The 22,528-nt window shown below is 36.2% G+C and carries 23 protein-coding genes; 11 read left to right on the top strand and 12 right to left on the bottom strand.

Annotation, left to right across the window (positions count from 1 at the left end; all coding sequences use genetic code 11):
- The first annotated feature begins 222 nt into the window (after nucleotides 1–222).
- Entirely contained in the window at nucleotides 223–1,104 is an 882-nt protein-coding gene (locus I3259_RS00985; RefSeq protein ID WP_238027906.1) for a VirK/YbjX family protein, read from the top strand.
- Nucleotides 1,105–1,193: 89 nt separating this feature from the next.
- Here I3259_RS00985 and I3259_RS00980 read toward each other — a convergent pair whose 3' ends face one another.
- The 6 genes from I3259_RS00980 to I3259_RS00955 form a co-directional block, all read right to left on the bottom strand.
- Nucleotides 1,194–2,537 carry a TrkH family potassium uptake protein gene (locus tag I3259_RS00980; protein WP_238028033.1) on the bottom strand — a complete coding sequence of 448 codons (1,344 nt, stop codon included), beginning with the start codon at nucleotides 2,535–2,537 and terminating at the stop codon, nucleotides 1,194–1,196.
- Between the two features lie 20 nt (nucleotides 2,538–2,557).
- Nucleotides 2,558–3,220 carry a TrkA family potassium uptake protein gene (locus tag I3259_RS00975; protein ID WP_238027905.1) on the bottom strand — a complete coding sequence of 221 codons (663 nt, stop codon included), beginning with the start codon at nucleotides 3,218–3,220 and terminating at the stop codon, nucleotides 2,558–2,560.
- A gap of 401 nt (nucleotides 3,221–3,621) precedes the next feature.
- On the bottom strand, nucleotides 3,622–4,011 hold the full coding sequence (locus I3259_RS00970) for a hypothetical protein (RefSeq protein WP_238027904.1): 390 nt from the start codon (nucleotides 4,009–4,011) through the stop codon (nucleotides 3,622–3,624).
- Between the two features lie 77 nt (nucleotides 4,012–4,088).
- Nucleotides 4,089–4,766, bottom strand: coding sequence for a hypothetical protein (locus tag I3259_RS00965; RefSeq protein WP_238027903.1), 678 nt, complete (start codon nucleotides 4,764–4,766; stop codon nucleotides 4,089–4,091).
- A 157-nt stretch (nucleotides 4,767–4,923) separates the two neighbouring features.
- Nucleotides 4,924–5,280: a VanZ family protein gene (locus tag I3259_RS00960; RefSeq protein WP_238027902.1), complete on the bottom strand. Its 357-nt coding sequence runs from the start codon at nucleotides 5,278–5,280 to the stop codon at nucleotides 4,924–4,926.
- A gap of 114 nt (nucleotides 5,281–5,394) precedes the next feature.
- The gene (locus I3259_RS00955; RefSeq protein WP_238027901.1) at nucleotides 5,395–6,153 is read right to left on the bottom strand and encodes a hypothetical protein; all 759 of its coding nucleotides are present in this window, start codon (nucleotides 6,151–6,153) and stop codon (nucleotides 5,395–5,397) included.
- A 298-nt stretch (nucleotides 6,154–6,451) separates the two neighbouring features.
- Here I3259_RS00955 and I3259_RS00950 point away from each other — a divergent pair, with 298 nt between their 5' ends.
- Entirely contained in the window at nucleotides 6,452–6,658 is a 207-nt protein-coding gene (locus tag I3259_RS00950) for a TOBE domain-containing protein (protein ID WP_238027900.1), read from the top strand.
- A 61-nt stretch (nucleotides 6,659–6,719) separates the two neighbouring features.
- Here the strand turns inward: I3259_RS00950 and I3259_RS00945 are convergent, their stop codons facing one another.
- The 3 genes from I3259_RS00945 to I3259_RS00935 all read right to left on the bottom strand — a co-directional run bounded on the left by I3259_RS00945 (nucleotide 6,720) and on the right by I3259_RS00935 (nucleotide 8,800).
- Complete coding sequence (locus I3259_RS00945) at nucleotides 6,720–7,418, bottom strand: spondin domain-containing protein (protein WP_238027899.1); 699 nt, start codon at nucleotides 7,416–7,418, stop codon at nucleotides 6,720–6,722.
- Nucleotides 7,419–7,428: 10 nt separating this feature from the next.
- On the bottom strand, nucleotides 7,429–8,130 hold the full coding sequence (locus I3259_RS00940; protein WP_238027898.1) for a spondin domain-containing protein: 702 nt from the start codon (nucleotides 8,128–8,130) through the stop codon (nucleotides 7,429–7,431).
- A 142-nt stretch (nucleotides 8,131–8,272) separates the two neighbouring features.
- On the bottom strand, nucleotides 8,273–8,800 hold the full coding sequence (locus I3259_RS00935) for an NAD(P)H-dependent oxidoreductase (protein ID WP_238027897.1): 528 nt from the start codon (nucleotides 8,798–8,800) through the stop codon (nucleotides 8,273–8,275).
- A gap of 117 nt (nucleotides 8,801–8,917) precedes the next feature.
- On the opposite strand from I3259_RS00935, the gene I3259_RS00930 reads away from it, so the two are divergent.
- Both I3259_RS00930 and speG read left to right on the top strand, forming a co-directional pair.
- Complete coding sequence (locus I3259_RS00930; RefSeq protein WP_238027896.1) at nucleotides 8,918–9,820, top strand: LysR family transcriptional regulator; 903 nt, start codon at nucleotides 8,918–8,920, stop codon at nucleotides 9,818–9,820.
- 158 nt (nucleotides 9,821–9,978) lie between these two features.
- Complete coding sequence (gene speG, locus I3259_RS00925; RefSeq protein ID WP_105062386.1) at nucleotides 9,979–10,503, top strand: spermidine N1-acetyltransferase; 525 nt, start codon at nucleotides 9,979–9,981, stop codon at nucleotides 10,501–10,503.
- A gap of 256 nt (nucleotides 10,504–10,759) precedes the next feature.
- On the opposite strand, the gene I3259_RS00920 is transcribed toward speG, so the two are convergent.
- Nucleotides 10,760–11,431 (bottom strand): glutathione S-transferase, encoded by a 672-nt coding sequence (locus tag I3259_RS00920; protein WP_238027895.1) that lies wholly within the window; start codon nucleotides 11,429–11,431, stop codon nucleotides 10,760–10,762.
- Between the two features lie 205 nt (nucleotides 11,432–11,636).
- Here I3259_RS00920 and I3259_RS00915 point away from each other — a divergent pair, with 205 nt between their 5' ends.
- On the top strand, nucleotides 11,637–13,055 hold the full coding sequence (locus tag I3259_RS00915) for a coniferyl aldehyde dehydrogenase (protein ID WP_238027894.1): 1,419 nt from the start codon (nucleotides 11,637–11,639) through the stop codon (nucleotides 13,053–13,055).
- On the top strand, nucleotides 13,048–13,488 hold the full coding sequence (locus I3259_RS00910; protein ID WP_238027893.1) for an RDD family protein: 441 nt from the start codon (nucleotides 13,048–13,050) through the stop codon (nucleotides 13,486–13,488). The genes I3259_RS00915 and I3259_RS00910 overlap by 8 nt, the downstream gene beginning before the upstream one ends.
- 81 nt (nucleotides 13,489–13,569) lie before the next feature.
- On the opposite strand, the gene I3259_RS00905 is transcribed toward I3259_RS00910, so the two are convergent.
- On the bottom strand, nucleotides 13,570–14,142 hold the full coding sequence (locus I3259_RS00905) for an alkylphosphonate utilization protein (protein ID WP_238027892.1): 573 nt from the start codon (nucleotides 14,140–14,142) through the stop codon (nucleotides 13,570–13,572).
- Nucleotides 14,143–14,518: 376 nt separating this feature from the next.
- On the opposite strand from I3259_RS00905, the gene I3259_RS00900 reads away from it, so the two are divergent.
- Together I3259_RS00900 and I3259_RS00895 are read left to right on the top strand one after the other, a co-directional pair.
- Nucleotides 14,519–15,574 carry a serine protease gene (locus I3259_RS00900; RefSeq protein ID WP_238027891.1) on the top strand — a complete coding sequence of 352 codons (1,056 nt, stop codon included), beginning with the start codon at nucleotides 14,519–14,521 and terminating at the stop codon, nucleotides 15,572–15,574.
- Nucleotides 15,575–15,739: 165 nt separating this feature from the next.
- A complete protein-coding gene (locus I3259_RS00895) occupies nucleotides 15,740–16,978 on the top strand; it encodes a trypsin-like serine protease (RefSeq protein ID WP_238027890.1) in 1,239 nt (412 codons plus the stop codon).
- Nucleotides 16,979–17,458: 480 nt separating this feature from the next.
- Here the strand turns inward: I3259_RS00895 and I3259_RS00890 are convergent, their stop codons facing one another.
- Nucleotides 17,459–18,451 (bottom strand): lipoate protein ligase C-terminal domain-containing protein, encoded by a 993-nt coding sequence (locus tag I3259_RS00890; protein ID WP_238027889.1) that lies wholly within the window; start codon nucleotides 18,449–18,451, stop codon nucleotides 17,459–17,461.
- 340 nt (nucleotides 18,452–18,791) lie between these two features.
- On the opposite strand from I3259_RS00890, the gene I3259_RS00885 reads away from it, so the two are divergent.
- From I3259_RS00885 to I3259_RS00875, 3 genes are all read left to right on the top strand, one after another.
- Nucleotides 18,792–20,771 (top strand): methyl-accepting chemotaxis protein, encoded by a 1,980-nt coding sequence (locus I3259_RS00885; protein WP_238027888.1) that lies wholly within the window; start codon nucleotides 18,792–18,794, stop codon nucleotides 20,769–20,771.
- Nucleotides 20,772–20,773: 2 nt separating this feature from the next.
- A complete protein-coding gene (locus tag I3259_RS00880; RefSeq protein ID WP_238027887.1) occupies nucleotides 20,774–22,120 on the top strand; it encodes an ABC transporter substrate-binding protein in 1,347 nt (448 codons plus the stop codon).
- Nucleotides 22,121–22,233: 113 nt separating this feature from the next.
- Nucleotides 22,234–22,528, top strand: a 295-nt coding sequence (locus I3259_RS00875) for a transposase (RefSeq protein ID WP_238027886.1), incomplete at its 3' end; no start/stop codon positions are given.

Here is a 22,528-nt window from a genome sequence, read left to right as displayed (position 1 = left end):
CGCCAACTACAAACATAATCATAGATACAGTAAAGGCGAATTTAGCAAGGTATGGCATTAATTTTTCCATATAAAGTTGACCTGTAGCTGAAATTAAAAATATATCCGAATAGTATTTGAACTAACGTTCTAATACAAGCTTGCCTCATGACTATAAATGTTGCTAATTCATTCTGATTTGGAATACTATTTCAGGATAGTATTCGAAGTAGTGAGTGTGTTATGGGATTTCTAGTGGAAGCTATTGAAGCTAACCAACATAGAAAAAGTGGTAAGTTAAAAGCCATTATTAAATATTTATTTAGACGTATTATTTATAGAAATGACTTTGAAATTATGAAACGTCATTTTGATACCGATGAAAGAAAGTTACTTCTAGTAAAACAGCCTAATTTTATTACAAAGCCTCTAACACCATATATTTCTATTAATTATACTCGACAAGATATTGAGAAAAAATTAATAAATCATTATGAGTGGTTTGAAAGTAACTTTAATACTGACGCTCGAAAAAAAATTTATACTGATAAATTAGTTTTAAGTGAGTTAATTATTAATGATAAAAAATGTTACGTCACATTGAGTTTTGAACGAAACTCAAGAAAGGAAGGTGAGTTAACACTATCACTGACAGATGACAAATTTAATCATTATTACTTAATTGCATTTACTGTTGATCACAATGACATCTACATTGGCTGTATGCAAGGCGGTGCTAACGATAATGGTTTTAGCCGCTTATTTACTAAGGCTTTTTATGGTTTACGACCAAAGTCATTTATGGTTGAAACATTACGTTTATTTGCCAATGATATGAATATTGAGCATATCTACGCGGTAAAAAATAGGGCACATGTATACACAGCTAAGCGTTATGGCAAAAAAGCGTCAACGATTAATCTTAATTATGATCAATTATGGCAAGAGCATAACGGGGAAGAATATGATGATGCATTCTATTCATTACCATTGCATACAGAACGTCGAGCAATGGAAGATATTAAACGTCCTAAACGAAAAATGTATCGAGAACGTTATGCTTGGTTAGATGAATACGATCAAGATCTTAAAGCTCAATTGGATGGCGTTACGATTAAACATTGATTTATTGTAGTGAATACATCTATTAAGCAATATAAAAAGGCTTGTCACGGTACATAGTGACAAGCCTTTTTTTATACTTTTTTAACTGATTAACCTGCCGCGACGTTATCTTCAGGGTATTTCAACAAGGTTGGTTTAGGGCGAGCTAACATGTAAGCTAAAGTTAGAGGGCCTAAACGTCCAATAATCATCACCACTATCATGATGTATTTACCCGGTTCCGATAAAGTAGCGGTTAAACCTGCTGTTACACCTACTGTCGCGAATGCTGAAATAGTTTCAAACATCACTTCATAAAATGGTGCTTTTTCTGTAATCATTAAGGCAAACATTGCAATCGTTAGCACAATGCCACTAACAACAATAATAGCGAGTGATTTCGTTACTGTTTGGTTTGAAATGGTACGCTTGAATAATACAACGCGGTCACGTTGTTTTAAGAACGACCATGTAGCCAAAATGGCAACAACAAAAGTAGAGACCTTAATACCACCACCGGTCGAGGTTGAACCTGCACCAATAAGCATTAGTAACATCATGATTAACAAACCAGGCTGAGTAAACTGACCAATATCAACACTATTGAAACCGGCTGTACGCGCTGTTGCTGATTGGAAGAAAGCAGCCAACCATTGTCCAGATTCATTCAGCGGTCCGAGAGTATGGCTATTATTATGTTCTAAAAGCCAAATCATGACGGTACCAACAAACAATAGAACTGGCGTGGCAATAATCATTATTTTGGAATGTAAAGATAGAAAGTGGAACCCACGATGGGCGTTTCTCTTAATATCTGAAATGACGGTAAAGCCTAAACCACCAAAGATAAATAGTGAAGAAATCGTAATAATAACGAGTGGATCGTTCACATAGCGTGTTAAGCCATCTGAAAATAAAGAAAAACCGGCGTTATTAAATGCTGAAATTGAATGGAATACAGCAAAGAACAACCCTTTTTCCCATCCCATTTGAGGTACCCAGCGTAGCGATAGAAAAAAGACACCAATTAGTTCACAAATAAGCACAAAGATAATGATGTGTTTAACAAGACGACGAATATTTGTAAATTTATCTTGGCCTAATTGCTCCTTAGTTAACGCTTGTTGACGCAAACTTAATCGTAAGCCAAACATGTAAAGTAAAACGGCTGACAATGTCATTTGTCCTAAACCGCCAATTTGCATGAGTAGCATTAATAGGATTTTACCACTGATAGAAAAATGTGAACCCGTATCAACGACACCTAATCCTGTAACACTGATTGCAGACGTTGCCGTAAATAGAGCATCGGTAAAACTCAGACCTGATACTGAAAATATAGGTAGTGTAAGAAGGATTGCAGCTGGTATTAAGATAGCTAAAAAACTAAAAATAATGATCTTTGGTTCAGACCATCTCTTATTACGTTTTTCAGTTTTAATAGGGACATACATGCCCCTGTTTGGAATGAAACTCATAGCTTTCTTAAAGTCTCAGTTAAGATATTTTCAGGTCCTGTGATAATTAAAATATCACCAACTTGTAGTTCAGTATCAGGATCGGGATCTTTACGTACTTCAGGACCACGTTTTAGTGCTAATACTTGAGTTGCGTTATGACCACCACATGGGTGTTCTGAAATTTTACGCCCCATATTTTTGGCTGTAACAACCACTTCAGCAAGTGAAATACCACTCCCTAAATCAGAAAACTCAAAAATACGTTTATCCAACATGTTACGAGCGATACGAATACCCATATCTCTCTCAGGGCGAATGATCTTATCTGCACCAATTTTAGATAAGATTTTACCATGAGGCGTGTCTTTTGCTTTTACCCATACGGTTTTAACCCCCGCATCTTTTAAGAGAAGGGTAGTAAGAATACTGGCATTAACATCTTCGCCAATTGAAACCATAACAAGATCATAATCATCTAGTTTAAGTTCTGCGATTGTCGCTTCGTTTGAACAATCAGCAACAACAGCTTGAGTGGCAACATCAGCTGCTTTACGCACGCAAGTTTCATCAAGATCAATCGCAAGTACTTGTGCACCACGTTCACTCAGTTCTTGACAAAGAGACATGCCAAATCTGCCAAGGCCAATAACGGCAAATTGTTTATCTTCAGGATTCATTGTTTTTCCCCAAACTGTTTTAGTGTAGCGTTTTAATTGTTTTGTGGTTGATTCAAAAAACATCTTTTCTAAAATGATGTAAAGATTATGGACGTATAAAAGTTGCCTTGCTCAATTAAGGGTACACAGTCGTTACACATTTCCAGTTATCAAAATAGATCGTGAATAGTGCTAGGAATCTTTTTGTAATACAAGATGGTTGAGAGATTGTATAGACTTCTCTGATCTTTTATAAGACCATAAAATTAAAGTAATCAATTGATTCTAAATTACTTTATCCAAATTTCACACCAACGTTTTCAAAATTAGCAATCTTATTTTTAGTACAAATGAGATAGTAATAAAAATTCAGGCACGTAATTGATGATTTTTTGCTCATTAATGCTTCCGATGTCTCGCATTTAGATGAGACGAGTGTAAATAACTAACTTATTTTGTCTTTTGTACTCTAAGACGCTGATATTTGAATTGTAATAGAGCATTTTACCTGTACCTTGAGTAAGATTATTGATGTTTTGGTAAGTATCAGATAGATCTCGATTATGTATTCTCTTTGATATGTAGTTTAATGCGGAACTGCGAGTACTAAAGTTGAAGCAGTTATCGGTACTACGATCAATGATTCCGTTATATTCAAATACAACCAAGTGATGATATTTCCCCCCTTTTTGTGTGGTAGTGGCATTATAGGAGTCATGCGCTATTTTTATATTTCGCTCGGTTATTGCAGCTTCACTTTTAGATGTTTTTTTTACTTCATATGCATGCCAAAAACCATCTAAGTCAGTCATGAAGTGTAGGTTCATACAATAGCTAGTAGAAAAAATAAAAAATAAGAATGAGCATGTGAATAAAAAGTAATAACGCTTCATATATTTAGTACTCTATCTAATTCTGAAAATAGCAGCTCTTTGTTTTTTATATTAACAATATGACTTTTATTGTTGGTGTTATTTTCTCTTAAGATAGAAAAAGTAATATTTTTCTTATCTTCGAAGTAAAAAAAAGTTATATTTTCATTGAGTAATCTTAATCGATCAATGATCTTGTTATCTATATTATTATCAATGTTATTTATGATTTTAACTGTGTGATCTCTATTGTTTATTTGATATGAGTATAAGTTATCATCAATGTATTCTTTTTTGGGTGCGTTGGATAATAAAAAAAATGACATTAACATTAACATTAAAAGTAGTGATAAGACCATAAGAAAACGTTTTAGAAAACTAGCCTCACCTTTATCAATACCGATTGACTTCAAATAGATAAAACCTAAATGAGAGATTAAAAAAGTACTACTATTTTGGTGGCTGTTGATTAAAACTTTTATATTATTAATAGCATCGGTAATAATATCTTCTGCATGACTGTCGTTTGGATAACAAATATCTTTTATTTTGTTTATTGTTATGATTTTGTTGGTGTTGTTAATAAGGAAATTAAGAATTTTCGCTTCATTAAATTCAAGGGTAACTTCTTGATTATCAACACTGATAAGACTTAAGTGAGGATAATAAGTAGTTCTACCAATATTGTAAGTCATTTTTTATTACCTCCTCATTATCAGAGTAAGTAGTGTAGAAAAAAAGTGACTTAAATCAAATATTATCTGTGTGTTTTTACGTTAAATTTACAAATACCGTATTGTTTAATGCGAAATGCAAATAATAAAGTTGTTAACTATTATTATTATGTATGTTTTACTTTGATAAAAATATCTTGTAAAAAATACGAGCAAGAATAAAACCTGAGATTAATCCTCCCGTATTAGCGGCTAAATCTAACCATTCACCATAACGATTTACATAAGGCTGGATTAATTCAATTGCTCCGCTCCATGCAATAAATCCGATAAATAACCAATACCAATTTTTAGGCATTTTTAATCCGATAGCAAAAATCAATGCACTATAGGCGATAAAGTGATGTGTTTTATCTGTTCCTGGTACTTGAGGTAAACTTGGCTGAGGTGAAAGTGATAGAATTGTAATTAGAGTTAAAATTAGTAGGGTGATAACTTTCCAGTTTATCTTTATAAAATTTAGTAATGTAGACATAATAAAAGCTTTATTCTATATAAGGTAACGATGACGTTTCGATCATACGTATTATTTCATAATGTTCAAGATAAGGATGAAGATAGATAGCAGGAATAACCCTGCTAACTATAGTTATTTTAAATTATCGAAATCAGTTTTATCTATTAGAAAAGGAGTATTGAGTAAATATGATTGGTTAACAAAATGCTCTGCAAGTGTTCTGACTGTGAGTAAATATTGCTCAAAATCCTCTTGGTGTTGCTGACTGATATGTTGCGTTAAAATAAGTTGGCATAGTTCGCCAGTAATTGAGTGAGAAATTTGTTCAACAAGTTTATATGTTGCTTGTTTTGAGAGCTGAAATCCCTCATCGATGTCTTGGTTAACAATCACTCGGCCGAAGACAAGATCGAGACTTTTCGTTATATCTTCCTGTGTTGTAAATGAGTTAATGAGTGTTGTTATTTGTTGAATAGACAAAGCAGAAATGACCATTTCACATTCAGTATTAAATGTTTTTTCAATCAATTCAGTTGTTTCTTTATGAGTTATGTGGGTAAGTGTTCCGCGTCTATTGGCTGCTTTAATAGCAAAGTCGTGTTGAGATTGGCGAATAACCTCAGTTAGTTTCTGACTCATTTGATCATAATTCTGAAAACTGACATCAGAACCATAATGGCAGTGTTTGCTAATGGTATTAAGAGACTCTCCTTGAAATGATTGTAGAAGTAGGTAGAGCGTGTAAGTGATCTTATTTTGAAAGATACACGCACTTTTTTTCGCACTATGACTGTTTGATGACTGATTCAACGCCATAGTAGTTAGGATTTGCTGCACAGCACTTTGAACTTCGAGTTCTAGGCTGGCAGTTTCGCATAACCTTGTGCTCATAAGCGTACTCCTTTAACGCTACTGCTCTTTAAGCATGATACAAAGTTATACGAATTTCACGTTTCGAACGTTTAAATGTGAGCAATCTTACCGATAACGTTTTTTTTAATAATAAAATAGAGAGTTACGATATTTTTTATAGTAAAAGCGTCTTATTTTTAATCAATATTCCTTTCGGTAGAGATATTTTAATTATTCTTTGTCGTAAATATTAACTGTTTATCTACACTATAAAAGGATTTATATAGTAGAGCTATTCGGCTTTGTTGAGCATTTCATTGACATGTAGGGCGGAAAAATGAAGCTAAGTGCAAGAAATCAGCTAAAAGGTATTGTCACTAATATTGACGTTGGTGCTGTGAATGTTGAAGTCACCGTTGAAGTTGCACCTAACGTTGAATTAACATCTATTTTGACGAAGAAATCGTGTGAATACCTTGGGCTTGCTGTGGGAAAAGAAGCAGTGCTTGTTATTAAAGCATCAAGTGTGATGGTGGCAACCTGAATACGTAAGTGAAAGAAGATTGCTGTATATGTAATACAGCAATCTTATAATAGTTATGCAATTAATTAGAGCGAGTAATCGTGAGTTTTGCTGCTGGATTTGTAAATCGGTGGGTAGCATTTAATGTGGATGTTGTTAATCCATCGGTAGCAGTTACCACTCCCGCATGTACAGTGATTTGATTGTTTGTATCATTTCGTTGCTCATTAAATCCTTCTCCACCACCTGCTGGGCCTGGGATTGTGGTTGCTGTTTCACTATTAGCTTCAGTGCCACTATCAAAAACATTTAACATTAAGGTTATGCTATCTCCTTTTGCCAATGTGCTGATCTTCTGGCTCCTCTCTGCAATGAAAGCGTCATTGGTGTTGACTAACATACTGGCGATTGAAAGGTATGCGAGCTCATTAGGATTTGTAACACTCACACTTTCACTGTTACCTGGCGCTATAATTCCAGATCCAGAAACGGCGTCATAAACATTATCATTATTATCTTTAATGGCAAGGTATTCACTGTTGTCACCTGACTCTGCAAGTTTTTCTAAACTCACACTAGCTGGATTTCCGATAGTGTATAAGTTGTAATTATTGCTATGCACGATAGCTGTTATGGGTGATAACGGCTGGTTATTTGTTAAGTTACTGACTGTGATGGTGTAGGTTTTTATTACTGGCTCATTATGACTATCGCTATTGCTGTTAGGACATCCAGATAAAACTAGAATACTTGCTGCAATGGGGAATATGGAAAGCTTCATTACAGACTCCTTATTTAACTGTCACTGTCATGATAGCCACAGGGTTTAACCAACGATGATCTGTACTACTTAAGTCACTTTGTCCGCCAGTTTGATTTGTATCGCCAACAGTACCAGGATGAATATGCACTTTGTTATTATGAATGCTGGTTTCGACCCCAGTTCCCCCTAAACCAAATGTTATGAATGGTGGATTTGGCATACTTGAAGAGAGCTCATCATTGGCTTCTGTTCCTGCATCATAACCGTTAAGCATAATGGTATATGTCCCCGCCTTCGAGGGGATCTCCCAGCTATCTAATCCAACAAAACCATCATTTGTTGGCAGTAACATAGCTGATAGTGAAAGGTGATTATGTGTAGTATTGATAGTGGTTGTGGTTGATTGTCCTGGGTCTAAAATACCACTCGCAGGGTTTTCAGTGACATCGCCACCTGCGTTAGAAATAAGAGAGGATAAGCCACTAATATCTCCACCTTCAGCCATGGATTTTAATTGCTCAGAAGCCGATGTACCGACATGAAATAGAGATTGAGAGTTAGGATGGGATGCGATTAAAAGTGGGGTGAAATAAATATTTTTTGTCGCATTAGTAATGGTTATTTCAAGTTCAGCTGCATGAATAGACGATGTTAATAATAACGAGCCTGTGAGTATAGCAAAATTTAATTTATTTATTGATAACGATGAATAAGCGGTAAGAGATTTCATATAATTATCATCCTTTCTACTTAGTTAATTATTTTGTATTAATTAAGTAGAAAGTGATAATAGGTATTTTATTTCGGTTAAAATAATATAAATTTATTTTTTTAAAAAAATCATCAACTTAAATTTATATTTTCGGGGACAATTACTGTCCTAATTTGTTAACTAATGCGACTAATTCCTGGTTTAAACTATCGTTAATCAATTTGTTTTTTTCTAAATCAAAATTCTGATAGAAACTAGGTATAGATAATGACCCTACCACCTCGGCTGCAAAATAAGGTGCAGACGTAACAGCACTATTTAATACGCTTGCAGCGCCACCAGGACCCGGAGAAGTAGCTAGCATGATCACAGGTTTATTTTGGAATACCTTTTGATCTATACGTGAGGTCCAATCGAAAACATTCTTATAAGCCGATGTATATGATCCATTATATTCCGCAAACGAAATTAAAATAGTATCCGCTTGGCCAATCTTATCGAAAAAGATTTGTGCTTGTTCTGGAATGCCTGAATTATTTTCACGGTCAATACTGTAAATCGCCATCTCAAAATCATTAAGATCTAAAATTTCAACGTCATCGGTATTAGCTTGTGATGCTGCATAAGTCACTAATGCACGGTTGATGGAGTGCTGGCTGTTAGATGCCGCAAAAGCAAGTAGTTTCATTTTTAAATCCCCATATCCACAAGTCTTTTAACAACATGCCGTTGTTAACCTTTGTGCAGAGTGTATATTAGAGTTCAGGTGTAATTAATATGCTAAAAGTGATTAGATAGATTCCATATGGCTAATAATAAATTGTTTGATGGCATCACAGTATTTGTCCAAGTAGTGAAGTGCGGTGGCTTTGGTGCAGCTGCTGAAGTTACAGGGCACTCTAATTCTTATGTAAGTAAAGAAATCGCCAAACTTGAAAGCCGATTAGGGGTTCGATTACTTAATCGCACCACAAGGAGCATTGCTTTAACTCCTGAAGGGAAGACTTATTATCAAGAGTGTGTACAACTGATAAGTGATGCAGAACAAGCTATTGCGGAAATAACACAAAGTACCGTTGAGCCAAAAGGAACGCTAAAAGTTAGTTGTCCAGTTTGGTTTGGTAAACATTATTTAGCTGATGTTTTCACAACCTATTTGTCTCGATACCCTGAAGTAACACTTGATCTAGATATGAGTGATAAGCCTATTGATGTGATTGCCGACGGTTATGATTTAGTTATCCGTGCGACTGCGAAATTAGATGAATCGAGTTTGATCTGTAAACGTATTTATAGCAGTAGAATTTGCACTGTTGCCTCTAAAGATTATATAAAAGAATATGGTCAACCTAAATATCCTTCAGAATTAGCATCTCATCATTGCTTTTGTTATAGCAATCTAAAAAAATCTAATGTTTGGGAATATTTTGATAGTGTGGGCAATAAAACGTTGGTTGAAGTACATCAGCGTGCAAGAAGTAATAATACTGAAATATCATTAGCTTTAGTTGCTGATGGTCACGGTATTATTCGTGTTCCAGAGTTTTATATTGAGTCGCAACTACAATCAGGCGAGTTAGAGATACTTTTTGAAGATTACATCTTTCCTCAGGTTGATGTATATGCGCTTTATCCAACACGTAAACATGTAGCATCTAAAGTACGTTGCTTTCTTGAATTGATATCGGAAATGGTCACAACGCCTTAAGTTAGTCAATTTTAACCATATATTATTAACAACGTTTTATAGAATATCTTGTTACAAGTTTTCTCTTTTTTTTGTGATGTTAAATGGTATTTTTTACGGCATTAGCAGTAAGGCTTTTGTCTTTACTGTACCATTACTATCAAGGATATAGATAAAATATGAGTAATGTTATTCGTCTACGTGCATTAGAGCGCACTGATCTTCGCTTTATTCATCAATTAAATAACAATCGCACGATTATGGCGTATTGGTTTGAAGAGCCTTATGAGTCGTTTGCAGAGCTTGAAGAGCTATATCGCAAACACATTCATGATAGTACTGAGCGTCGCTTTATTGTTGAAAATGAAGATGAAGAGTCAATTGGTCTTGTTGAACTGGTGGAAATTAACAATATTCACCGTACAGCGGAATTTCAAATTATTATTGCACCTGATTTTCAGGGTAATGGTTACGCGCGTACTTTAATTAACCGTGCACTAAACTATGCGTTTACGATTCTTAATCTTCATAAAGTATATTTGCATGTGGCAGTTGAGAATGAAAAAGCGATCCATCTGTATGAAGAATGTGGTTTCTTAGAGGAAGGCCATTTAGTGAAAGAGATCTTCATTAATGGTAAGTATTGCGATATTAAGCGAATGTATATCTTACAGGATGAATATTTCTTGAGCCGTAATAAGTAATTCGAATACCAGACAAGCTAATGGAGAGAAGAACTTGTCTGGTTTCTACTATTAGAATTAACGTATTAAGCTATTTAGATCGTTATTGCGAGAAAAGTTACCTATCTCAGGACCTGCAAAAAACTCGTATCCAATATTTTTGCTGGTATTGAAATACCAAGGTAATAAAGTCTTTTTTAAAGTACTTACTTCGTTTGGATTAGGGTTATGCTGATTCCAAACAAAATCATCACTAATTCACTAATTCACTAATTCACTAATTCGTCATGGTTACGTCATTGTATTCATTGGTGACTGTACTTCTACTATTATCCCATAATGGATACTTTTTCATTGCTTTTGAAAAAATAGGGCCTTGATAAAGGCTACTTAACCATTGCTTTATATTTGGATAATCAGTTTGTCTAAACCATTGACGTTCAATATGTGAAAATTGTCGTATAAAAGGTAATATCGCGTAATCAGCTAGGCTCAGTGTGTCTGTCATTAAATACTGATGATTGGACAAACGGTTTTCGAGATCGTTTAGAAATGATTCACAAAGTTTACGATATATTGGTACTTCTGGATTATGATAGCGAGCATCGGCTTTATAGTGATCTAATGCTGAAATATATTTATGATCATTTCTTGCGATAAGGCTGAGCATTTCAGGAAAGAAGTGAGGAGCATGACTCAATAGTAAATTATGAGGATCATTTTTGTTCAAAGCCCAGATCATGATTTCTAAACTTTCATCAATATAATCGCCATTTTCTAACACAAGTAAAGGCACCGTTCCTTTCTGTGTTATGTCTAACATTTCGGCAGGCTTTCGCCTTAAATCAATATCACGTTGCTCAAACTCAAGTTCAGCAAGTGTCAGGCTTAATCTTGCCCTAATGGCATAAGGACATTGTCTTAGTGTATATAAAATAGGTACTGACATATCTAAAACCTTCTACTCATCCCCTTTGTTATTGAGGGTAGTCTAAAATATCGCATAGTGCGTATATCTATGTAATGTATTGTATTTATTCATTCCCATAAGCTAACGAATTAGAGTATAAAGATCTGTGTTTACGATACGTTTACAATCTATGCAACGTTTCTTTATCTTGTTTTAATTTGATTCTGTGATGAGAGTAATACGGATGGATGAGCAGTTAGATCAATATATAACACAACAAAAACAGGCGTTTTTACAATGCCCTATGCCTGAATTACAAAAAAGGTTAACAGATTTAGAGAAGATCTCGTTATTAATTACGCAGAATCAAGATGCTATTTGCCATGCGATTGCACAGGACTTTGGTCAGCGTTCGGCTTCAGAAACAGCATTGCTAGAAATATTTACCAGCATTGAGTGTATTAAATATACACAAAAAAATCTGTCTCGTTGGATGAGAGTACAAAAACGTCATACCTCGCTGTGGTTTAAACCCGCTAAAAATAGAGTGATACCTCAACCTGTTGGCGTTGTTGGTATTATAGTGCCGTGGAACTATCCCTTATTTTTAGCTATTGCACCATTAGTTGCCGCGATTGCTGCGGGTAATTCAGTGATGGTGAAAATGTCTGAAAATTCCCAAGAACTCTGTCGATTGTTACAGCAGTTATTTACAGATACATTTGAGCTAGAAAAGCTGCGCTTTATTGCGGAAGAAGGAGGCACAGGTAAAGCATTTTCTGCATTACCGTTTGATCATTTAGTCTTTACAGGCTCAAGTACAACGGGCAAAGCCGTAATGGCAAATGCAGCGAAAAACCTTGTTCCAGTAACGTTAGAACTTGGGGGGAAATCTCCTGTCATTATTGCAGATGACTACGATCTCAATAAGGCATTAGAGCGAATTTTAGGCGGTAAAACTTACAATAGTGGTCAAACGTGTGTAGCACCAGATTACCTGTATGTTCCTGAGGCTTTGTTACCAGAAGTTGTAACGAAAGTGAAAAAGATTATTGCTAAGCGCTTTGTTGATATAAACCATCAAGATTACACGTCAATTATTGATAATCAGTCCTTTGAACGATTAGTAACGACATTAGAAGATGCAAAAGCGAAAGGGGCCGATATCTATAATTTGATCCCCAATTCAAAGCCAGATTTGAACTCGCGTAAATTCCCACTCCACCTTGTTACTGGTGTGGATGATACTATGCAAGTCATGCAGCGTGAGATTTTTGGCCCTATTTTACCTATCATTGGCTATCAATCGATAGAGCAGGTTATATCATCAATAAATAAAGGTGATAGACCACTGGCCTTATATCTCTTTTCTAACAATAAAGACTTACAACAAAAGGTTATTCAGCAGACACGTTCAGGTGGCGTCACAATTAATGATGTAATGTTACATGTAGCGCAAGATGATTTACCTTTTGGTGGTTCAGGCCATAGTGGGATAGGTCATTATCATGGCAAAGAAGGCTTTGAGCGTTTATCGAAGATGCGCCCAGTAATGTATCAAGCTTCATTGTCATCTATGAAGCTATTATATTCACCGTATTCTTCATTAGGTAAGCGTATGATTAACTTTATTATTAATCGTAAGTTTGGAAAATATGACTGATTATAGTCGCAGTAATGTAATTTATGTGGGCTTTTGGCAACGTGTTGTCGCAACGATTGTTGATACATTGGTTGTCACATTAGTCACTGCACCATTATTGTATAGTTTATATGGTGATTTCTTCTCGGTGGGAACAAGCTCGACTTTTGATCCTGTGAATGTAGTTATTAATTATGGTTTACCATTTATCGGCATTATGCTTTTTTGGTTCTACAAATCAGCGACACCAGGGAAAATGGCAATGAAGTCGATCATTGTTGATGCTACAACAGGGTATAAACCTACGGTTAAGCAATTTATTATTCGCTACTTAGGTTATTTTCTATCAGCAATCCCGTTAGGATTAGGTTTGCTTGCCGTTGGCTGGGATAAGCGAAAACAAGGTTGGCATGATAAATTAGCCAATACGGTTGTTATCAAGAAATTAAAATAAAAATCTGTAGTGGATAAAAAGCCCTTAACGATAAGATCGCTAAGGGCTTTCTTTTATCTATGATCAGCGAAGACTAAAGAATTACTTTTTAGTGTATGCTGCAATGATAACCATTTGAACGCCGTCTGCACGGCCTTGGATGTGAAGAGGGTTATCAGTCAGGCTGATGTTACGTACAGGCGTACCACGTTTAATTACCATGCTAGAACCTTTAACAGGAAGGTCTTTGATGATAGTTACGTTGTCACCAGCTTGTAGCTTAGCGCCGTTTGCATCAAGAGTAGGGATAGCAGCTTGTTCTTCTTCAACAAGACCTTTATCAGCCCACTCTTTAACATCATCTTCTAGGTACATCATGTCAACTAGGTCCATTGCCCAGTCAGTTTTTGAAGAAAGACGCTTAAGTTGACGGTAAGCCATTACTTGTACAGCTGGAACCTGACTCCACATAGAGTCGTTTAGGCAACGCCAGTGGTTTTCATCTGTTGTCTCTGGATCTTCAAGCTGACCACGGCAAGTATCACAAAGGTATACACTACAGCCTGCGCTCTTATCTTCAGACGCTGGAACTGCGTATACAGCTAGGTTATTTTCAGAAGAACATAGTTCACATTTTGATTCGCTACGATCTTTTAAAGCTTGTTCGATAGTCATGGGAATTGTCCATAGAGTTATTGTGGGCACATTATGCACATCAAATAAACAGAAGGGAAGAAAACAAGCGCGAGATCACGAAATTTATAGTACATCAGACTGTTTAGTACCCAATAGAAGCAAAATGTCATAGGAAATTATCCAGAAGCCAACTAAAAAGTAATTAATTTTTAACCTTTTTAACGTCTGATATTTACTCGATATTCTAGATTTTTAATGTCTCTATGAACAAGTAAGAGATCGTATGAAAAATAAGTCCATCTTCTTGTAGATATTTGTTCTATGTCACTAATTTTAATGTTGCACATATTTGCCTGTTAATTATTTGTTATCTTGTTAGGTCTAAATAAAATAATAGCTATTTAAGAAGGCTTGTATGAATAAAATAAAAACGTTGGGGCTAGCTATTGCGGGAATAGTGTCTTTTCCTCTTTCTGCCACGGCATCAGAAAGTGATATTAGTGCGTATATTATTGGTGGTAATGAAGTTCAGACAAATCCTGAAGAATTATCAACTGTGTATATTCAAGCTGGGACTTGGGAATGTACTGGAAGTTTAATTGCTAAACGTTGGGTATTAACCGCAGCACACTGTATAAGAACAGGTTCGCAAAATGCCTCATTGCAAACGATACCTACAGAAGATATTAAAATTTATGCAGGTGTAACAGGGCGTTCTGATTTTGAGCCGAACAATACTTATCAGGCTGTTGAAGTTATTGTGCATCCCGATTATTTACCTGAGGGAACAGTTCTAGTAGAAGGTACGAGTGAAACTCAATTAAAGACGCCTTATGTCAATGATATTGCACTTATCGCTGTTTCACGTAATGTAGATAATGGCATTATTGTTTCGTTACCTACAGAGCAAGAAGCATTTACAATCGAATCAGAAATATCTGATAGCAATCAAAAGTTAATTGCTCAAGGTTGGGGGTTAACATCTAATAGTGTTACTTTTGGGTCAGATGTTTTAATGGAAACTGAGCTTAGTTATTTTCCTACTAATGAGTGTTATAACAAAATGCTGGCTAGTAACGGCAGTTGGTTATCAAGTGGTGTTGATACTTTAAAGTTATGTACTCTTGAACAGAGTAGTGTTGGTGTGTGTAGAGGCGATAGTGGTGGTCCGCTCTATTATGAAAGAGCAGACGGTTCTAAAATTCAGTTAGGTATCACCAGCTTTGGAACTATAGAATGTGCGATTGGTCTTCCCGATGTGTACACTCGTGTTGGTGGTTATGATGATTGGATCAGTAATGTCATTACTGAAAAAACACCGACTCTTCCAGCCCCAGTACCTTTTGAAGATGAGTCAACAGACAAAGACAATACTAATAACACCGATAGTGGAGGTGGTGGCGGCTCAGTTGGCGTAAGTTTCGTGATGTCATTGCTGGCAATGGGCTGGTTAAGAAGAAAGCGTAGCTAATAACAATTAAAATGAGTTGCTGTGGGCTTGGTTTAATATTTTCTATGTTTGTTAAAACAAGTTACATAGAAAAAAGAAGCCTGTCGCAACTCGTTTATCTTTCTAAGCAAGCAATGAAGAGTATTCGGTATCATTAAATGAGCTGTATTTTAAAAGGATTTAATGATGGTGAACAAATTAACTCACTCTTTGAGTGTCTGTATTGCTTTAGGACTAAGTGGTTCTGTTTACGCACAAACAGAACAACATAATACAACGCCGTATATTATTGGTGGTTCTGAAGTCACGGTCGCAACTGAAGATAACTTCATGGCGTCACTGCGTTTTAATAAAGCGAATGAGTCACACTTTTGCGGTGCAACTGTTTTAAATGATCGCTGGTTATTAACAGCTGCTCACTGTGTCGTTATCGGTGGAGGAGCAGGGGCATCAGGATTGGCTGTAACAGCACCATCAGATATTACGGTAACCACTGGCCTTGTTGATAATGCGTCAGCAGATATTAAAGATATTTACTCGGCGACTCATGTTGTTGTTCACCCTGATTATAATCCTCTTATTTTATTGCAAGTTTCATCCGATAACGGTATTGATCTTGAAACCGAGATTATTAATACGGCATTAGATAATGACGTTGCTTTAATTCGAGTTAATCGTGATTTTGATGGCGTCGGTAAAGTTACGTTAGCATCAACCAGTTTAGCTGTTGAACTTGATGATAAATTAAAGGCTGAGTGGAACGAGAAAGATCTTCCAGAGAACGTCAAAGTTCAAGGTTGGGGGGTTACAGAAGCAATATCAACGTCAGAAGATGAAGAGACAGCGGAAGAAAATAACTTAGCCTATGAAGGTGATACATCAGATACCTTGTTGGAAACAACACTAGCAAGTTTTCCAATTGATAAATGTTATGAGCGCTTTGAGTCTCAAGATCCTGCCGGTATTTTTATCGATAGTCCATCAAACACGACTAAACTCTGTACATTACCCGCTCGTAAACTTGAAGGCTCTGACTTGATTGGTCCGGATGCTTGTTTCGGCGATAGCGGTGGGCCACTATTAACCCAAGATAACAATAGTAACTGGATTCAAATTGGTATTGTGAGTGGTGGTTCAGCAGGTGAGCCTCAATGTGGCTCATTAACACGTCCAACGTTTTATGCCCGAGTAGGTACTTATTATGGTTGGATTAATGAATCTGTTGCTGTATTACCTGAGCAAGCTATCACATTACCTGAATTTTTAGCCAAAGAAAAAGCGGACGCTGAAATGGATTGTAACGACAGTATTTCAGCTAATAATTGTAATATAGCGAAAGATGATAGTGGAAGTGGCGGTCATATTGGTGCTTTATCTTTAGTTTTACTTGGAATGATGACATTTTTAAGACGTAAGAGGCGTTAGTTGATTTACTCTTAATTAAAAACCATCAGTGTAAGCTGGTGTTTTTTTTATGTATGTTTTCTATATGGGGTATAGCATAAATTTATTATAAAGTTGTGTTGAATTATGAGTAAATAAAGTGATTTATTCACAGTATTTTCATGCCATAAATAAAGTGAAATTAATAATAATTCAAGGTTAATATTTGTGGTATTTTAATTTAACCTTATGAATTTTAATGCTTATTTTGTGTTATTCCTATTCGTTATATTTATAAAGCTATCGTTGGTATAAGTCTAGAAAGAAGTCACAAATCGTACCGATTATCCACAGAAGCTGTGCATAACTCTGTGGGAAAAGCAGATAAGCTAGATTTGGTGCCGCCTCTGCCAAAGTCAAGAAGTTGTTAATGAGAAAATTTGTGTAATTGATGCTCACTTGATTTAGTTCAATATATAGACATAAAAGTAAATTTTTCCTTAAAAGTTAGCACCTTTAGCGTTATGCAATTTCTTGTTGTAACCATTCGGAGAGTGCCATTAGTTCATTATAATGCCCTGAATGAGTGAGTAGCAGTCCACACACAATGGATATAATAGATTTGGCGTTAAAGGGATAACCAATCGCAGCTTGGCTTAAGTCATTCATCATATTGTGGTATTCAATAGGTGCGTCATAGTAGATTTTGGTGACGACTCCATCATCAACGTTTAATTTGAGTTCTACTTGTCCCCATGAAAATTTAGTCTCTAATGATTCAATAAAACTAGGTGACTGACCATAATTCCAGTCCCAACTTTTCAGACGGTAGAAATTGGTACTAAACTCAATCCAGTCTGGATGTTGGTTATTTACAATAATGGTATTCTCAACATTAAGATTGAGTGTTTTTTGAATACTATCGCTAATGTAATGACATAATTCATTATGCTCTAATGGACGAACATGTTGATTGATTGAGGTATAAGATCGTTCAAGGTTTTGATGGTTGAGAATAGAATAACGACTATTCATATATTTTGATATATCAGTAAGAGAGGTATTTACTCTTAAGGTAGTGTGAAAAAACAAATAATTTTCTGAGATTGATAGTGCTGTATTAGAAACTTTTTTGTTTTCAACTAAACACTCAAGGTCATCAGATATTGTGATATCAATTTTTAGTGGCTCAAATGTTCCCATTAATATTTGTTCAATTATGGCTTGAGTTAAATAATGAGTAGGGCCGATTAACGCAATATTTGTATGTGTCAAATCTTGATATATAGCACCGCCAATTGTATGACGCCGAACAATATTAATATTTTCATTCCGAAGTAGTTTTGGCTTACATACACGCCAAGGATTTTGGTCTCTTCCTATATTAACAGAACGCTGATTTTGCCATAAAAAAGCAATAATATTGTGACTATTGGCTTGTTTTAGGAGTGTTTCCTCAATCGCTTGGTTGAAGCATGGGTCTGTTGATTCCGAATAATAGATAGAAAGTTGCATGGAATTATCTCTTATCATCAATCTTTGAATTATAAAGGTATATTGTTGCATATACGCTAAGTTTAATTAAGTGAGATAAGTAAAAATTAAAAGTATTTATATGAGGTATATCGCATTAGTTGTTTTTTAATTTAAAAAAACTGTAACTTAATACCAAATTGGAATTTATAAGGGTTTTTGTTAAAATTAATAAATACCTTTACCACTATTTAAATAATAAAGTGTGATCTTGATATTGATTCTGTTGTTAATTTTTTATTTAGAACCGTGAAATAAGTATATTTATACTTATCTTATTTAATCAGCTGCGGCGTGATTTAATTATAAATAGAAGCATGTTATGTCATTATCAATAGTACAGCGCACCATTGTCGGCTTTATAATAATGTTTATTCTTATTGCCGTAGTTGGAAGTATTAGTTATATCAATACTAGTAGGATCCATGATCGTCTTACTGATGTAACAGAGGTATCGACGCCTATGGTTACATCTGCCAGTCAATTACTCGCGAGTTTACGTGAAAATCAACTAACAGTTGTTGATTATCGAACTACTCAATCGTCAAATTTATTAGCAGAAAAGAAAGAAGCGGTATCACAGTCTCAACGTGAATTTAACGCTGCAAAACAACAAGCATTGCAATATGCTGTTGATGAGGAAGCGAAACTAAAACTTTCAACGGCGCTCGCTGCAGCCGATAAGTTTTTTGAATTATCACAAAAAACAATTAACACGCACAATCAATGGGTTGCTGTTAATGACCGATTAACAGAGCTTAATTTGTCGTTTCTTCGATTAGAAGATACTTATCAATGGGCCGCGAATTTATTACTTCAACGTGCGAGTGTAAAACGTTCTTTAAGCAATCGAGCAGAACTTATTACCAGTGGTATTAGTCGTGACTTAAAAAATGTTCGTCGTGCTAATAAAAACACTAACTTTGAAAAACTAAGCCAAGTACTTGCTAAAGATATTGAATTAGCAAAACAAGGTTTAGAGCGTATTAATGTGCCGGAAGATGTGAAAGCGCGTTATGCGCGTAATTTACAACGTGTTCATGATTTAGCATTGGGTAAAACAGGCTTGTTGGCAGTTATGGCTGAAAATAACCAGCTAGAAAGTCAACTGTCAGCGCTGAATCAACAGTCTAATCAGCAGGTTGTTATTACTCAAACGGCACTTAATGACTATATGCAGTATGCGAGTAGCAATGCATCTAATAGTCGAAATGCTGCTGATGCTGCAGCCAACCAAGCGACGTACAGTATTATTATTGCCTGTTTGATTTCTGGTGCGATAGCGTTAATTATTGCCTTCACAACAGCAAAAAGTATCCACACGCCATTAGCACGTATTAATGCGGTGCTACGTAAGATGACGGCGGGCGATATGACTCAACGTACTAATTACCAATCTCAGTGTGAATTTGGTGCGCTGTCTCGCTCAATTGATCAGCTATCTGAAAGTATGGCTGAAATTCTTACCAAAATTAACGACGGCTCATTACAACTAGTAACAGAGGCAAATAAAACTGCCGTTACAAGCGAGCAAGCAATGAGTCGTGTCGAAGATCAAAAACAACGAACAGATCAAGTTGCTGCTGCAATTTCTGAATTAGAAGTCAGCGCGAAAGAAATTTCACGTTCATCTGATCTTACTGTGAGTGAAGTAAATGAAGTAAATCAAGCAGCACAACAAGGGCGAGACTTGGTTTTTAATAGTAGAAATATCACAGAACAGCTATCGGTTGACATTACTGAGGCGGTGGATATAACGCGTAAACTAGAAAGTTTTACGGTGAATATCGGTAGTATCTTAGATGTCATCCGTGGCATTGCTGAGCAAACGAATTTGTTGGCTCTTAACGCGGCGATTGAGGCTGCACGTGCGGGTGAGCAAGGGCGTGGTTTTGCAGTGGTTGCTGATGAAGTACGTGCTTTAGCAAATCGAACTCAACAATCAACAGAAGAAATAAATGAGATGATCGATAACCTTCAGCACAGCGCTGAAATGGTAACTAAGGTCATGGCGAGAAGTCATAAACAAACGGAACAATGTGTTGAACAGACACGCTTAACCGATGAAACATTACAAACGATAGCAGATCGTATGCACGTTATTCTTGAGATGGCAGAACAAGTTGCTCATGCCACCGAAGAGCAGATTTCAGTGAGTCAAGATGTCGCTGAGCATATTAATGGGATTGCGAGTGTTGCTTATAACGCAGAATCAGAAGCTCGTGAGTCTGCAAACAGTAGTGAGTCGCTGTCAAAACTAGCTGCAGAGCAACGCCAATTGATTGAACGATTTAAGGTATAAATATGAAACAGATAATAGCTTCTCCTTTTTATACAAAGGTTCAATCAACCTTATGTCGTAGTCTTGTTGTGGGTGGTATTGTATTTGCTGGTTTTTCATCGCTATCAGTGAGTGCAGAAGTGTATGATTCTTCACTAAAAGGTACGGTATTAGTTGATTCTTGGCGACAAGATGATGCGATTTGGAAAGAGAAGATTATTCCAGCATTTAATAAACATTATCCTAATATTAAAATCACCTATCGCTCACCAGAAGGGTTAACCTCATTTCTCGATGACTTGAATACTAATCTTGCCAATGGTAGCGCTGGTGACCTAATTGCCTGTCGTCCATTTGATGGTTCGTTAAAGCTGTTTAGTCAGGGACATCTTAGCGATATTACAGAAATGGCTGGAATGGAAAACTTCCCGAGCTTTGCATTGAGTCCTTGGCAAACTGATTCAGGTGCTCAGACATTCTGTTTACCGATGGCCTCTGTGATCCATGGCTTTTTCTACAATAAAGACGTATTTAAAAAACTCGACTTAAGCATACCTAAAACAACAGCTGAGTTTAATCATGTTTTGAATATGATTAAAAATAATGGTCAGTATGTGCCTTTAGCAATGGGCACGAATGATAAATGGGAAGCCAGTACTATGGGCTTTCAAAATATAGGGCCTAATTACTGGAAAGGCGAAGATGGGCGATTAGGGTTGATTAACGGCACTGAGCGTTTTGATTCACCCAAATACCGACAAGTGTTTCAGGAGTTAGCGAATTGGAATAAGTTTTTAGGTAAGGGTTATCAGACTCGTAAATATGCCGATTCTATAGAATTGTTCAAAACAGGGAAGGCAGCTATTTATCCTGCAGGTTCTTGGGATATCAGCACCTTTACAGGACAGCTTGATTTTGGCGTATTTCCGCCTCCGGTGGAAAATCGCGGTGATGAATGTTACTTCAGTGATCATACTGATATTGGTATAGGGTTAAATACCAAGGCACAGAATAATCCAGCGGCAAAAGCGTTATTAGAATGGATGACAACGGCGGAGTATGCTGAGCTATTGACTAACGCTATTCCTGGTTTCTTCTCGTTATCTAACCATTTCTTCGAGGTTGAAAACCCGATAGCGAAGGAAATGATGGGATGGCGTAATGAGTGTGATTCTACTATCCGAAGTGCTGCGCAGATTTTATCTCGGGGTAAACAGAGTTTTGAGGCTCAAATTGATCAAACCAGTGTTGCTGTCTTAAATGGCACAATGACACCAGAACAAGCGACACAGTTAGTTCAAGCTGGATTGGATTCATGGTATGTGCCACAAAGAGAAGCAAAAGTTGCGAGCCTAATTTGCCAAGAATAAACTGATAAGTACTTAAGAGAGCGATGGTCTAGAGATAGATCGTCGCTTAATTATATGGTCCGCCTCATCCTAAGCCGTTAGGCTTAGGGTAGGCTTTCAAAGAGGTGAACCATATGTCTACTATCCACATCTTAGGTATCGATTTAGGTAAACACTGCTTTCATGCTGTCGCACACAATTACGCAGGTAAAGAAGTGCTACGTAAGAAATATAATCGAAGCCAACTTCTTAAATTCCTAGCAAATTTAGAAACAACCACTGTCGCATTTGAAGCATGTGGTGGTGCACATTGGTTAGCGCGTAAATGTGCTGATTTTGGTCATCAGGTTCAACTCATTCCTCCTCAATATGTAAAAGGCAATAAAAATGACTTTATTGATGCTGCAGCTATCGCTGAAGCAGCAAGTC

Source organism: Photobacterium sp. Ph5, assembly GCF_022129445.1.
Taxonomy (GTDB): domain Bacteria; phylum Pseudomonadota; class Gammaproteobacteria; order Enterobacterales; family Vibrionaceae; genus Photobacterium.
Note: the sequence above shows the minus strand (reverse complement) of the source record. Positions and strands in the feature narration are given on the sequence as shown.